Genomic DNA, 12,976 nt, shown 5'->3' on the forward strand with positions numbered 1-12,976 from the left:
AAACAATGGTATCTCCTGATTTTTCGGCAGATGACGCCTTTTCAGTCACGCACTGTCAAATTCTGTGCAGAGACCGTCTCTTTGCGACATATTGCGGCGCGACAACCCGGTTGAAAGCGCAAGCCTCGCACCATGGCGCGCGGGTAATGCTCGGAAAGACTGCATTAACCCTCGTAATGTAGCTTTTCATCATAAATATTTCCGCCGCAGTGCAATCAGCACGTTGGCGCAATCCTGGTGCAGGCCGATGCCAAACTTGCGATATTTCGACGCTGCTTCCGTCAAGAAACCGGTTCAATCGCCGAAATCAGCTGTTCACACCGAGTTCCTGCGCACCGGGCGTATCAACCGGCCCCAGCAATGGAGCGTCGAGGAAAAGCGCTACCTGACCCATCAGGAAGTGGCCACCCGCACCGGCCGCAGGCTTGAGGCTGCGGGAACGGTGACGCACGAACGCATCAACGGCTTCCATGCCTCCATCCGCTTCCCGAAGCTGATTTTCCATCGCACGCTTTCAGGCAGGCCGCATCTCGGCTATTGCCATGTGACCACGGCGCGGACGAAGTTCGCCAAGTTCGACGATGTCCGGTGGTCGTTCTATATCGCCAACTTCTTCTCCGACATCGGCGCCAACGAGCATTTCTTCGAGAAGATCAAGCTGGGCTATTCGCGGATGTATTTTGCCGTCGCGACCGAACTTGATGCGGAAGAAGGCAAGCTGACGCTCAACCGCACCGTCCACGAGAACGGCCTCCTGTTTCGCACCCGCGATCCGAAAGAAGCCTTGAAGAACGTGCTTTTGCTCGGCGCCTGCAACGAACGGCTCCGCAAGATCATCAACAGCCTTTGACGCCTTACAGCGCCGCGCGTCAAACCTGACGCGCAAAGGACGCTGTAGCACATTGAAACTGCTGCATAATTTTATCCTTAAATCGAATCCGATTTAAGGAATTATGCAGTAGCGGCAGCCGCCTATCGCTTGTAGATCAGCCAGTCCCGCCCTGTCGGCTGCTCGTCCTCGCTTCCATGAACGACAGTGTTATCGCCACCCTTGGCCTGTGCCTTGGCCAGCGCCTTTTCGGCCGTTCCGACGAGATCGAACGCATTGCCGGCACCACGCGACATGCACACGCCGACCGAGAGCGTGACACTGCCAAGGCTGCGGCCGGTTTTCGGGTGCTTGAAATGGACACCGCGCAGAGCCGATCGCAGCAGCGCCATAAGGCGGACAACTTCCCGCTCCTCACCCGCATTGATCAAAAAGCCGAAGCGGACGCCGTCGAAACGCGCGGCGAGCTCGCTCGGCGGAAAGGCCTGCTGAGCGATGCCGCCGATATGGCGGGCGAGATGATCGGCGATCGCGGCGGCCTGTTCGCCGGACAGCCTCTGGCTGGTGTCCGGCTCGGCGATCGCGACGCCACAGGAAAGCGGCCGGTCGGGATCGGCATAGACCTTGGCGAGCGCCTTGTTGAAGGCGCGGCGGTTGGCCAGGCCCGTGACGGCATCCGAGAATTTCGTCGCCTCGAAATCGGCAAGCTCCTTCTGGACGCCGGCGATGACGTTGGATTGCGCCGTGACGCTCTGTTCCAACTCGGCATTGTGCGTGACCTGCCGCTCGGTTGCCCGTTTCAGGGCCTGGATCGAGTTCTTCAACGCCGCCTGGCTTGCCTCGTCCGAAACGACGAGCGCCTTCGACGCCTCGCCGATCAGACGGCCATAGTCGTCAAGCGAGTTCTTTTCGCGCGAGAGCAAATTCATGAAGTTGCTCATCTCGTCGCGCACGATCGTCGTCGAGCGCGCAAGGACGCTCGCTTCATGGTGGTGCGGCAGGTATTTGCGGCCGAGTTCGTCGAGTGCGGCCTGCGACTTGTATTTGCCGAGCGCGATGAAGTCCCGCACCAGCTCGGGATTGGCGCCGGCATAGGCCTCGTACACCAGTTCGTAATTTCTCGGGACAGCGTCGATGCCCATCTGGTGCATGGCGGTGGCGATGCGCAAGGCAAGGTCGTTCGGCATGGATTTCTTGTTGGCCATTTGCGCTCCGGCAGGGTGCAGAACGCAACATCTAGCATGCCCAACTTTCAGCTCCGCTAATCGAAGCTGTCGCATTTTAAGAAATCTTGAAGGGGGGAGGTGTACCGATCGGGCACACAGTCAGGGCGGCCCGCCGAATGCGCTTGGCAATATCCCGCCGAGCCCTGTAATAGAAACCGCAAAGCCCTGCCCTCTCGGACGGCCCTCGATTTTTTGGAAGCTGCATGACCCTCATCATCGACACAAGGAGCGAACCGGAGCGCGCATTGGCGGTGGCTTGCGAAACGCTGGCGAAAGGCCTGCCGGTGGCGATCCCGACGGAGACGGTCTATGGTCTTGCAGCCGACGCGACGAACCCGGACGCCATCAGCCGCATCTACGAAATGAAGGGGCGGCCCCGCTTCAACCCGCTGATCTGCCATGTCGCCGACTTCGCCATGGCGCGGTGTTATGTCGACTTCGACCCGATCTCGCTCAAGCTGGCGCAAGCCTTCTGGCCGGGACCGCTGACGCTGATCCTGCCGATGAAGCCCAGGAGCGGCGTTCACCCGCTTGCCTCCGCCGGTCTCGACACACTCGGCATCCGCATGCCCGAAGGTTTTTCGCGCGCGGTGATCAAGCGCTATGGCAAGCCGCTGGCGGCCCCGAGCGCCAACACCTCCGGCAAGATTAGCCCGACCAGCGCCGAGCATGTCGCCACCGATCTTGGCGGCAAGCTGGCGCTGATCCTCGATGCCGGGCCGGCCGAAATCGGCCTGGAATCGACGATCATCAAGGTTGACGGCGACGAAATCCGGCTGCTGCGCCCGGGCGGGCTCGATGTCGCCGATATCGAGAAACTGACCGGAAAGCCCGTGCTGCGATCGGAAACCGCGGGGGCCGCTATCGAGGCGCCAGGCATGCTCGCCTCCCACTACGCACCGGGGGCCGCGGTGCGGTTGAACGCGGCCGATGTGAAGCCGGGCGAAGCATTGATCCGCTTCGGCGGCGCGGCTCTGCCCGGGGAAGAAAAGGCCGCTGTGGTTCTTGATCTCAGCCCCTCCGCCAGCCTGCGCGAGGCGGCTGCCAATCTGTTTGCTTATATGAAAAAGGCCGATGCATGCGGCGCCACGACGATTGCCTTCGGACCCATTCCGAGTGTGGGCCTCGGCGAAGCGATCATCGACCGGATTGAAAGGGCAGCTGCGCCAAGGGATATTCCGGAAGCCGCCACATAACCCGGTCGAGGCATTGGCTCTGCTTCTCTATATTCAACTTCATTGATATATTTTCCCGGTTGGCCTTTTTAAAAAAACCGGGAGGGCATAGGCATGATGGCGCCAGCATGGATCTGCGTCATGAGCATAGCCGTGTCAGGGTTTGCAAATAGCCTGCCGGCTGCTCCCTACAGCGACCACGTCCTCGTGAGAGACGACGGCGATCTGGTGGCACAGGACAAACGGATCGAGAAGATCAAGCGGGGCAATTGCAAGATTGTCCGTAAATGGAAAGGCGACACGTTTACGGAAAAGAAGAAATGTAAGGGAGGCAGCCAACCGACCTGAAGGCGCGTGGGATACGCCCCGGGACGTAATCAGGATCGCATCATCGCAAGGCAAGGAATGGTGGTGTTTCGCAGAGCATGCCTTATAAGTTTCGGCATCATGACCAACATTCTCCCCTCGCCCGACCTCATCGCCCGCTTCGCCGCCATCGTCAGCGACCGCAACGCCCTGACCGATCCGTCAGACATCGCACCCTATCTCATCGAATCGCGCGGCCTCTACAAGGGCAACACGCCGCTGGTGCTGAAGCCGGGCAGCGTCGACGAGGTCTCGCAGATCCTCAAGCTCGCCAGCGAAACCGGCGCTGCGATCGTGCCGCAGGGTGGCAATACCGGTCATGTGGCGGGGCAGATCCCGCGCACCGGAGCGGCCGATATCGTCCTGTCGCTGGAGCGGCTGAACCGTATTCGCGATATCGATCCGATCGGCAACGTCATCGTCGCCGACGCTGGCTGCATCCTTGCCGACATACAGGCCGCGGCAGAGACGCATAACCGCCTGTTCCCGCTGTCACTCGGCTCGGAAGGCTCGTGCCGCGTCGGCGGCAATCTCTCCACCAATGCCGGCGGCACCGCCGTTCTCGCCTATGGCAGCATGCGGCAACTGTGCCTCGGCCTCGAGGTCGTTTTGCCGACCGGCGAGATCTGGGACGGTCTCCGCCGCCTCAAGAAGGACAATACCGGCTACGACCTGCGCGACCTGTTCATCGGCGCCGAGGGAACGCTCGGCGTCATCACCGGCGCGGTTCTGAAACTCTTTCCGCGGCCGCTCGGCCATCAGGTGGCCTTTGCCGGCCTGAAAAGCGTTGCCGATGCGCTTGCCCTCTTCGACAAGGCATCGAGCCTTTGCGGCGCTGCCCTGACCGGCTTCGAGCTGATGCCGCGGCTTGGGGTCGAGTTCACGGCGAAACACATTCCAGGCGTTCGCGACCCGCTGGACACCGCGCATGCCTGGTACGCGCTGATCGACATTTCCACTTCGGATTCGGCAGAAACCGCCGAGCGGATGATGAGCGAACTATTGGAAACGGCGATTTCAGGCGGCCTCGTCGAAAATGCGGTCGTGGCTGCCAACGAGACGCAGAGCAAGAGCCTCTGGCACATGCGCGAAAGCATGTCGCCGGCCCAGAAGCCGGAGGGTGGCTCGATCAAGCATGATGTCTCGGTACCGGTATCGAGCATTCCGGCCTTCATGGCGGAGGCGGAGGCGGCGGTGGTGGCGGCCATTCCCGGCGCCCGCATCTGCGCCTTCGGCCACATGGGCGACGGGAATATCCATTACAACATCTCCCAGCCGGTCGGCGCCGACAAGGATACCTTTATTTCCCGCTGGCGCGAGATCAACGCGATCGTGCATGGCATCATCATGAAATACAACGGCTCGATCTCGGCGGAACACGGCATCGGCCAATTGAAGCGCGACGAACTTGCAAAGGTCCGTTCGCCAATCGAGATCGACCTGATGCAGCGCATCAAGCGCGCCTTCGATCCCGCCGGGATCATGAACCCCGACAAGGTGCTGAAAGCCTGACGAACGGAATCAAGCGCCGCCGGTGCGCAGTTGCGAGAGGCTCAGAAGCGTATCGGCACTGATGCCGTTGCGGCCGCTTCCCGACATGATCAATTCGGCGGCCGAGACATCGCTGTTGTTCTCGACGTCATAAAGCGCGGTGAAGCGTACGAGCAGTTTTTCCAGTTTTTCCGGATCGTGCAGGTCTTCAACATCGAGGACCCGATTGATGTAGGCATATTGGACATCCACATCGGCGCTCGACATTTCGTCCGGGATGCTGAACGTCGTCTGGATGACCTGAAGCAGCGCGCTGTCGGCCAAAAGATCGTAAGCCGTACTGACGCCGGAGGCCATGCGGCGGAAGTAGAGCGCAAGGCGCACGCCTGCATTGTCTTCGCCCTCCTGCTCTTCGAGCGTCTGGTTGAGGTAGAGATCCTCCGTCTCGAGCAGGCCACGCCTGGTCTGTATCCCGTTTGCCGGCTTTGCCAGATTGCCTTCGCTGTCAAAATTGTAGGAGGCGACGATTTCCTTGAAGATCGTCGTGTTCGGCCCGGTGTTGATGAAGCTCTTGGGATCCTCGAAATCGGATTCGAACATCTGCCGGACATCGTCCGAGGTGTACTCCTCCGGATCGAGGCCGGCCGAGACGAGAATGAAATCGACCAGGCGCCGGTTCGACAGCAGATCGTCCAGAGATTCAATCTCCGCGATCTCGGCACTGTAGTACTTTGATTCCTCCGTCGCCTTGGTCTTGTCCTCCTCGGTGCCGAAGCGGCTCTTTTCGACGACATAGGACTTGGCAGTGTTGAGGATTTCCGATTCCGACTGCGCCAGCATCGGCACCCCGAACGTCCCGTCGGCGTTGAAGTTGAATGCCTTGGCCAATTCGACGTAGCGGTCGTCCTTCAGGGTGTAGACATAGCTGTTCGGATCGGCGAGGTCGCTGGTCAGCACCTTCTTCAGCTTCCGCGTCGTATCGCCTTCATCCTGAAGGCCGACCGCCGTCAGCGCCAGTTTCATGATCTTGATGTCAGCAAGCAGATCGTCGACATCCGCCGCGACGCTAATCAGGGTCTTGTAGGAGGCGATCAGGCTCTCATCGGCGGCTTCGTCTGCGTCGTTGTAGCGATCGGTCCAGTAGGCGGAGGTGGTCGCGGTCTGCTCCGCCGTCTGCGCCGTGTCGCCGGAGGCAAGCGTTCCGTCGGTCTGGAAGTTGAACGCTGCGGCGAGCTCCTTGTAAGCGGCGTTGTTTTCGCCGCCTTGCGTATTGGCGTAGCTCGTCGAATCGCTGAGATCACTCGTCAGGATGTTCTCCATCGTCGACGTCAGGAGGCTCGACGGCAGGCCGTAGGCGATGCGGATATAGGCGAACAACCGGGTATTGCCCAGAATATCGTCGACCGTGGTGACGCTTCCTATGGTCGAACCATAATATTCCTTGTTGAGTTGGGCAGCGGACGAGGAAAGCCGCGGCTGCGCGAAGGCATAGGCCTCGTTGACCGATGCCTTCTGGCTGTTCGTCATCGGCAAATCGCCGGCGGCCAGCGTCCCATCGCCCTGGAAATTGAAGGCGGCGGCAAGCGGCGTATAGTCGGGCGCATTGTCGATCGCTGACTGATATTGGGCGATCAGCTTGCTCGCCGTGCTCGTGCTGTCTGCAAGCTCCGCGGCCGTCGCGCTGGCCGTCACGGCGTCGATCTTATCCTGGTAGCCCTGCTCATAGGCCGCCGCCGCCGTATTCACATAGCTGTTCGAATCGCTGACGTCGCTGGTGACGACGCCCTTGAAATGCGCATAGGACATATAGTCCGGGTCGAAGCCGAGCGCCGTCAGGACGTAGTTCTTAAGCTTCTCGTTCTGCCAGAGTTGATCGGCGGTCGTGATCGTGTCGATCGCTGCGTTAAAATAGTTCGTGTCGGCCGTAACTGCGTCATCGAGATTGGCGATGCTCTGGTTGTAGAGGCCGATAAGCGCATCCTCCTGTGCGTCACTTTGGACCACCTCGGTGGACTGCGAGAAGCTGAAGGCCATCGCGAAATTGCGGTAGCGTTCGTCCGTCAGCATGTTGGCGTAGCTGTTCTCGTCCGTGAGGTCGCTTTCCATGACCTTGCGCATGAAGGCCTTGGCATAGGTCATGTCTTCGAGGCCATGCGCCTTCATGGCATAGGAATAGAGCCGGTAGTCGTCGAGGAACGCGTCGACCGACATGACGTTGCCGATATTCTCCTTGTAATAGTCGGTTTCGCGGGCAACCAGCACCTGCTCGGCGGTGCGCCGAATGCTCGTCTTCATATCGCGGGTAATGAGGTTGTAGTCGATAAAGGTGGAAACCATTGCCGCTCTGCCGATCGCCTGAAGTGCCTGACGGAATGCCGTCCGGGCGGGACGCAATGCCGCGCAATGCGGCCATAATCTGCGGCACCATGGCCTTTCAGCCTTGTGCGTGGCTTTTCCGCGAAGCCGCGGCGCCCCGCCTGCGGATCGGCAGAATGCTGCCGATTTTCTTCAGATTTGGGAAACCCTACCGCGTTGGTCTTTGCTAACCATCAGGAAATGCAAAGTTTTTTAACTGCAATTTTTAAGCGGTCTCAAACGGCCGCCGCCTATGCTCCAGCCATAGAGGACGAAAAGTCCCAAAGAGAAGACCGGGAACCGGCTCTCAAGGAAAACAAGGGCGATTGACATGCTGAAGACACTTTCCCAACCGGCTTGGGTTGAAACCACGCTGCGACTGGATCCCAAACGCTTCCCGCAGCAGGCAAGCTACTGCTTGCACGGACAGTCAAGCAATGTCACCATCAGTCTGGATGAGCGCGGAGCGGTTTTGCGCAAGGTCCTGCCGTCAAGCGGACTGCCCCTCTCGATCGCGCTGCCGGCACGCGCCTTCAAGGGGGTTGCAGCCCGTGCGATAGACCATGGAGACGGAGAAGTAACCGTGACGCTGGAACTTCATCATGACGACCCGGATCTCTGCATTCCGCTTCTCGTCGCACATGACCTATCCGACATCGCTGCCGATTGGCGCGCATGGTCGGAAGCTTACCGCACCCCGATGCTGATGGTGGAGGCCGACGGCGTTGCCCGGCCTCTGGAAGAGCATCTCGGCGAAGTGCGCACCCGCGAGATCAAGCCGCGCCGCCGCCATTCGCTTTTCAACGATCGCCGCCCGCGCTTCCTGATGCGCCGCTCCACCCGCAGTCTCGGCGTCAACATGAAGATCGACGGCCGGGAAATTATCGCCCGCAGCTAATTTTCGACACAATTTCCGCGTGTTCCTCCAGCGCGAAAGACCGGCCGTCCCTGCGGCCGGTTTTTTGCTTTTGTTTTCAGCCAGTTATCAACGATTCTGAAAACGCGGCGGACGCCTTTTTGATGCCATATGCAACTTGCACTTTGCCGGCACGAGAAGGAGACATCCCATGCGCAAATTCATCCCGCTGCATAATTCCTTAAATCGTAATCGATTTAAGGGTAAAGTTATGCAGCAAATTCAAAGTGCTACAGCGTCCGTTGCGTGTCTTTTGACGCGCGGCGCTGTAGGGGCCATCACCGCTCTTTCCGCCCGCCTGGCCAAGAAGAAGAACAACCGCGACACGGAATTGAGCTGGGCCTGAAATTTCGTTTACTGCGGTGGACCCTTGCCCTCCGGTGATCCGGAGGGTTTTTTATAACAACCGCACCAGGAGCGCGGCGCAAAGCCCCGTAAAGACGATCAATCCGACGACACTGTTGAACTTGAACAGGGCAAGGCACTGCGTCGCGTCGTGGATGTCCAGCACGAGGATCTGATAGAACAGCATCACCGCTGCGACGAGCAGGCCGGCATAAGCGAGAATTCCCGCGCCGGCGACCCAAAACGCAACGAACAGCAGCAGCACCGTCAGGCCGTAAAGGCCGAACAGCCAGGGGCGTGGATGCTCGCCGAAGCGCCGCGCCGTCGAGCGCACCCCGATCAGTTCGTCGTCCTCCTTGTCCTGATAGGCATAGATCGTATCGTAACCGACCGTCCAGGCGATCGCGCCCAGATAGAGAATGATCGCGGCCATCCCTACCCCGCCGAATTCGGCGGACCACCCCATCAGGGCGCCCCAGGAGAAAGCCAGGCCGAGGAAAAACTGCGGCCAGTCGGTAAAACGCTTGGCAAAGGGATAAACCGCGACGAAGACCAGCGAGAAGACGCCGAGGAAGATTGAAAAGCCGTTGAACTGCAGGAGCACGAGAAGGCCGGCGAGTGCCTGCAGCGCCATGAAGATCTTCGCCTGTGGCCGCGTCACACGGCCCGACGGTAGCGGCCGCGAGCGGGTGCGCGCCACTTCCATGTCGATGTCGTGGTCAACGATGTCATTATAGGTGCAGCCGGCACCGCGCATGGCGACCGCGCCGATGAAGAACAGCATCAGATGAAGGACGAAACGACTGAACGAGAACGTGCCGGCCGAAGCCGCCGCATTCGCCGCCAGTCCCGCCGACCAGAAACACGGCCACATCAGCAATTGCCAGCCGATCGGCCGGTCCCAGCGGGCAAGCTGCGCATAGGGCCAGAGCCGCCTCGGCAGGACGCGGTAGACCCAATTGTTGGACGGCGCATCATGGACGCGCCCGGAATCGGCTGGACTGGTGCTCATACGATGTGTTTGCAGCGCCAGCCGTCTGCGGTCAAGCGGTCACGAGCTTTGGCCGAGAGCCGTAAACTCAATCCAGCGTGAAATCGAAACGATAGGTGGCGGAAAGGCCGACCATGAACTGGTTGCGGCTACCGCCTTCCTTGACGATGCTCGAATCCGCGGCCGGGCCCATCAGCCGCTTGTATTCGGCAAAGGCGCTGGTCTCGAGCTTTTCGGTTGCCTGCCAGGTGATGGCCGTGCCGGCGCCGACCGAATTCAGGCCGCCGGAGGGTGTATATTTCGAGTAACCCGATGTTGCCGCTTCCGATGAGCTCACACCATAATAGGCATCGAAATAGTCGCTCGTGGCGGCTGACAGGCGCGGTCCGGCGGAGACACGGACATTGTCGGTGACATCGACGAAGCCATCCGCTGCGACATCGGCGACAAGGCCGTGATGGCTGCGGATACCCTGGCGCAGTTCGGCGCGGATGCGCAGCCAGTCGGTGGGATAGACTTCGGCAAAACCGCCGAGTTCGCCGCCGAAGCGGACGGGGTCGAGGCCGTTGAGCTTGGACGAAGTATCCTCGTCGCGCTCGAAAATCAGCTTGCCGACCACACCGGCGCGGAAGGCACCCTTGTCGACGAAAGCAAAGGACGGGTTGTCGTTGCGCGAGGAGAAGCGCACGGTGCTGCCGGCGCGCCCGAGCGAGATCAGCGGCGCTGCCTGGAACAGGCGGTCGGAGCCGCCATCATATTTCGGTCCGAGGAAGCCTGCCGCACCGACCTTCAGATACCAGTCACCCGACCAGAAATACTGGCCGTCCTGTGCCTGAGCAGCAGAAGCAAGGCCAAGAAAAACACCAACGGAAAGGGCAAGGGCAGATCGGCAGGACAACTCAGAACTCCGGATACCAAGCCCCTTCGAGGCCGGACACCGGCACGACACACCGAAGTCAGGAGAAGGGGCAAACTGAAACGGCTCGTTTCGGCGCGGTTATAGGCCTTAGCTCACTACCATTGCGTTAACCAGACACGTTCAGTCTTTCTTTTCCATATTAGCCCAACGCCATATGGGAAAACCTTCTATTTACAAAATGATAGCGTATCTGCGCAGATGGGATTCTGCAGCGGCGTGGCAGAATTGCACCGTCAGGCAGCGCGCGATTTCAGATAGGTGCTGGGCGGACTGCCGAGCATGCGGCGAAACATCGTGGTGAAGGCCGCAATGTTTTCGTAACCGGCATCGAGCGCAACGTTGGTCACCGGCTCGCCTTCGGCCAGGCGTGGAAGCGAGGCGAAGATGCAGGCCTGCTGCCGCCAGGTGACGAAGCTGACGCCAGTTTCGGCGCGAAACAGCCGGGTGAAGGAACGACGGCTCATACCGAGTTTCCGCGCCCAATCGTCTATGCCGGCATTGGCATCCGGCGATTTCAGGAAATGGCGGCAAAGGCGGCCGAGCCGCGCATCGCCCGGAAACGGCAGGCCGAGCGGCCGCTCCGGCAATTGGCCGATCTCATCGAGCAGCAACTCCATGATCAGGCGTTTACGCCGTGGCGAGAGTGGCTTTTCATCCGATTGCACCAGTTCCTCGATCAGGCTGCCGGCAAGCGCCGTGATTGCGAGCACGCGCGGCCCATCCGCCGTGACAGCCGACGGATGGACATAAATGGAATGCATCCGCACGTCACTGATCATCTCGCTCGAATGCTCAAGTCCGGCCGGGATCAGCAGACCGTGGCCGGGCGGGATCATCCAGCGGCCGTCGGCGGTGCTGACGAGAACGACGCCGTGGCGCGCGCACCAGAGTTGCGTCTTCGTATGGCTGTGAGGCTGTCCGCGAAAGCGCGCGGCATAGACACGGCCGAGCGCCAGGACCGGCTCATCGGAGCTTTCGATCCACGAAAGGCTCGCGAAATGCTCATCGTCGCCTTCTTTGTCATGTCCCGTGAGATCGACGATCCGCATTTGGCCCACTCTCGAAAGATTGCGACCAGAACACAAAAGCAGGCCAGGCTCAAGCCGTGTAATGACAGGCACAATCACAATACGGTATTCGACGGGCGAGGAAGACAGCATGGCGAGCGTATCATCGGTCAACGGCATCAGTGTGGAAAAGACGGCTTTCTCCGTGATCGTCGCCGTCAGTTTCTGCCACATGATGAACGACATCATGCAGTCGCTGCTGACCTCGCTCTATCCGCTCTTGAAAGAGAATTACGCGCTCGACTTCGTGCAGATCGGCCTTCTGACCTTCGCGTTTCAGGTGACCGCATCCTTGCTGCAGCCTGCCGTCGGCGTCGTCACCGACCGCTGGCCAATGCCCTTTTCGCTGCCTGCGGCCATGCTTTCCACCTGCGCCGGGCTGATCACGCTCGCGAATGCCCAGCACTTCTACGTCCTCGTCGTCGGGGCATGCCTGATCGGCATCGGCTCGGCGATATTCCATCCGGAGGCGTCGCGGGTCGCGCGCCTTGCTTCCGGAGGCCGGCACGGCCTTGCGCAATCGCTGTTTCAGGTGGGCGGCAATACCGGTACGGCGATCGGGCCGCTGCTGGCAGCCTTCATCGTCATCCCGCGCGGCCAGGGCAGCCTCAGCTGGTTCTCGATCATTGCACTGACCGGCTTCATGGTGTTGTCCTGGGTCAGCGTCTGGTATACGCGCCACCGCCGCGGTTCGGCGGGCCGCAAGATTGTCAGCCGCACGCTGCCCCTGCCGCGCAATCAGGTCATCTGGACGTTGATCATCCTCGTCATCCTGACCGCGACGAAGAACGCCTATCTCTCCAGCCTTTCCAGCTATTTCACCTTCTTCACCATCGAGAAATTCGGTCTCGGCGTTCAGGACGCCCAACTGCTCCTGTTCCTGTTTCTCGGCGCGTCCGCAGCCGGCGTGATCTTCGGCGGGCCGATCGGCGATCGTTTCGGTGCGCGCTTCGTCATCTGGTTCTCGATCCTCGGCGTCATTCCCTTCGCACTGCTCTTGCCCTACGCCAACCTGTTCTGGACCGCCGCGCTCGTCATCCTCATCGGCTTCATCTTCTCCTCCGCGTTTTCGGCCATCGTCGTCTTTGCGCAGGAACTCGTGCCGGGCCGTGTCGGCCTGATCGCCGGCATGTTCTTCGGCTTTGCCTTCGGCTTCGGCGGCATAGGTGCTGCCGTGCTCGGTGTGGTTGCCGATCACAAGGGCATTTCGTTAGTCTACACGATCTGCTCCTACATGCCGCTGCTGGGGCTCCTGACGATCTTTCTGCCGAAGCTCCCGAGCCATCGGTAGGGGAA

General features: G+C 60.4%; 12 protein-coding genes. 7 read left to right on the forward strand and 5 right to left on the reverse strand.

All coding sequences use genetic code 11. From position 1 onward, the window contains the following. Nucleotides 1-247 precede the first annotated feature (247 nt). Nucleotides 248-850, forward strand: a complete 603-nt coding sequence (locus ACSQ2W_RS03020; RefSeq protein ID WP_436084918.1) for a DUF6656 family protein — start codon at nucleotides 248-250, stop codon at nucleotides 848-850. A 122-nt stretch (nucleotides 851-972) separates the two neighbouring features. On the opposite strand, the gene ACSQ2W_RS03025 is transcribed toward ACSQ2W_RS03020, so the two are convergent. Then, a complete protein-coding gene (locus tag ACSQ2W_RS03025) occupies nucleotides 973-2,034 on the reverse strand; it encodes a GGDEF domain-containing protein (protein WP_436084919.1) in 1,062 nt (353 codons plus the stop codon). A 224-nt stretch (nucleotides 2,035-2,258) separates the two neighbouring features. On the opposite strand from ACSQ2W_RS03025, the gene ACSQ2W_RS03030 reads away from it, so the two are divergent. The 3 genes from ACSQ2W_RS03030 to ACSQ2W_RS03040 all read left to right on the forward strand — a co-directional run bounded on the left by ACSQ2W_RS03030 (nucleotide 2,259) and on the right by ACSQ2W_RS03040 (nucleotide 5,108). Further along, on the forward strand, nucleotides 2,259-3,251 hold the full coding sequence (locus tag ACSQ2W_RS03030; RefSeq protein ID WP_436084920.1) for an L-threonylcarbamoyladenylate synthase: 993 nt from the start codon (nucleotides 2,259-2,261) through the stop codon (nucleotides 3,249-3,251). Between the two features lie 93 nt (nucleotides 3,252-3,344). Then, nucleotides 3,345-3,578: a hypothetical protein gene (locus ACSQ2W_RS03035; protein WP_436084921.1), complete on the forward strand. Its 234-nt coding sequence runs from the start codon at nucleotides 3,345-3,347 to the stop codon at nucleotides 3,576-3,578. A gap of 99 nt (nucleotides 3,579-3,677) precedes the next feature. After that, complete coding sequence (locus ACSQ2W_RS03040) at nucleotides 3,678-5,108, forward strand: FAD-binding oxidoreductase (RefSeq protein ID WP_436084922.1); 1,431 nt, start codon at nucleotides 3,678-3,680, stop codon at nucleotides 5,106-5,108. Between the two features lie 9 nt (nucleotides 5,109-5,117). On the opposite strand, the gene ACSQ2W_RS03045 is transcribed toward ACSQ2W_RS03040, so the two are convergent. Continuing rightward, entirely contained in the window at nucleotides 5,118-7,424 is a 2,307-nt protein-coding gene (locus ACSQ2W_RS03045) for a DUF1217 domain-containing protein (protein WP_436084923.1), read from the reverse strand. 349 nt (nucleotides 7,425-7,773) lie between these two features. Between ACSQ2W_RS03045 and ACSQ2W_RS03050 the strand changes: the two genes are divergently transcribed. Together ACSQ2W_RS03050 and ACSQ2W_RS03055 are read left to right on the forward strand one after the other, a co-directional pair. After that, a complete protein-coding gene (locus tag ACSQ2W_RS03050) occupies nucleotides 7,774-8,340 on the forward strand; it encodes a DUF6101 family protein (RefSeq protein ID WP_436082305.1) in 567 nt (188 codons plus the stop codon). A gap of 169 nt (nucleotides 8,341-8,509) precedes the next feature. After that, on the forward strand, nucleotides 8,510-8,704 hold the full coding sequence (locus ACSQ2W_RS03055) for a hypothetical protein (protein ID WP_436084924.1): 195 nt from the start codon (nucleotides 8,510-8,512) through the stop codon (nucleotides 8,702-8,704). Between the two features lie 51 nt (nucleotides 8,705-8,755). On the opposite strand, the gene ubiA is transcribed toward ACSQ2W_RS03055, so the two are convergent. From ubiA to ACSQ2W_RS03070, 3 genes are all read right to left on the reverse strand, one after another. Further along, on the reverse strand, nucleotides 8,756-9,715 hold the full coding sequence (ubiA, locus tag ACSQ2W_RS03060; protein ID WP_436084925.1) for a 4-hydroxybenzoate octaprenyltransferase: 960 nt from the start codon (nucleotides 9,713-9,715) through the stop codon (nucleotides 8,756-8,758). A gap of 67 nt (nucleotides 9,716-9,782) precedes the next feature. Further along, nucleotides 9,783-10,592, reverse strand: a complete 810-nt coding sequence (locus ACSQ2W_RS03065) for a MipA/OmpV family protein (RefSeq protein WP_436084926.1) — start codon at nucleotides 10,590-10,592, stop codon at nucleotides 9,783-9,785. A gap of 254 nt (nucleotides 10,593-10,846) precedes the next feature. Next, nucleotides 10,847-11,662 carry an AraC family transcriptional regulator gene (locus tag ACSQ2W_RS03070; protein WP_436084927.1) on the reverse strand — a complete coding sequence of 272 codons (816 nt, stop codon included), beginning with the start codon at nucleotides 11,660-11,662 and terminating at the stop codon, nucleotides 10,847-10,849. A 109-nt stretch (nucleotides 11,663-11,771) separates the two neighbouring features. On the opposite strand from ACSQ2W_RS03070, the gene ACSQ2W_RS03075 reads away from it, so the two are divergent. Further along, nucleotides 11,772-12,971, forward strand: a complete 1,200-nt coding sequence (locus tag ACSQ2W_RS03075) for an MFS transporter (RefSeq protein WP_436084928.1) — start codon at nucleotides 11,772-11,774, stop codon at nucleotides 12,969-12,971. The last annotated feature ends 5 nt before the right edge of the window (nucleotides 12,972-12,976 follow it).

It is taken from the genome of Pararhizobium sp. LjRoot255, from assembly GCF_964252905.1.
Classification (GTDB): Bacteria; Pseudomonadota; Alphaproteobacteria; order Rhizobiales; family Rhizobiaceae; genus Pararhizobium.

Coding starts and splice junctions, on each gene's coding strand:
- ACSQ2W_RS03020 (WP_436084918.1), top strand. CDS start 248: ATGCCAAACTTGCGATATTTCGACGCTGCTTCCGTCAAGAAACCGGTT.
- ACSQ2W_RS03025 (WP_436084919.1), bottom strand. CDS start 2,034: ATGGCCAACAAGAAATCCATGCCGAACGACCTTGCCTTGCGCATCGCC.
- ACSQ2W_RS03030 (WP_436084920.1), top strand. CDS start 2,259: ATGACCCTCATCATCGACACAAGGAGCGAACCGGAGCGCGCATTGGCG.
- ACSQ2W_RS03035 (WP_436084921.1), top strand. CDS start 3,345: ATGATGGCGCCAGCATGGATCTGCGTCATGAGCATAGCCGTGTCAGGG.
- ACSQ2W_RS03040 (WP_436084922.1), top strand. CDS start 3,678: ATGACCAACATTCTCCCCTCGCCCGACCTCATCGCCCGCTTCGCCGCC.
- ACSQ2W_RS03045 (WP_436084923.1), bottom strand. CDS start 7,424: ATGGTTTCCACCTTTATCGACTACAACCTCATTACCCGCGATATGAAG.
- ACSQ2W_RS03050 (WP_436082305.1), top strand. CDS start 7,774: ATGCTGAAGACACTTTCCCAACCGGCTTGGGTTGAAACCACGCTGCGA.
- ACSQ2W_RS03055 (WP_436084924.1), top strand. CDS start 8,510: ATGCGCAAATTCATCCCGCTGCATAATTCCTTAAATCGTAATCGATTT.
- ubiA (WP_436084925.1), bottom strand. CDS start 9,715: ATGAGCACCAGTCCAGCCGATTCCGGGCGCGTCCATGATGCGCCGTCC.
- ACSQ2W_RS03070 (WP_436084927.1), bottom strand. CDS start 11,662: ATGCGGATCGTCGATCTCACGGGACATGACAAAGAAGGCGACGATGAG.
- ACSQ2W_RS03075 (WP_436084928.1), top strand. CDS start 11,772: ATGGCGAGCGTATCATCGGTCAACGGCATCAGTGTGGAAAAGACGGCT.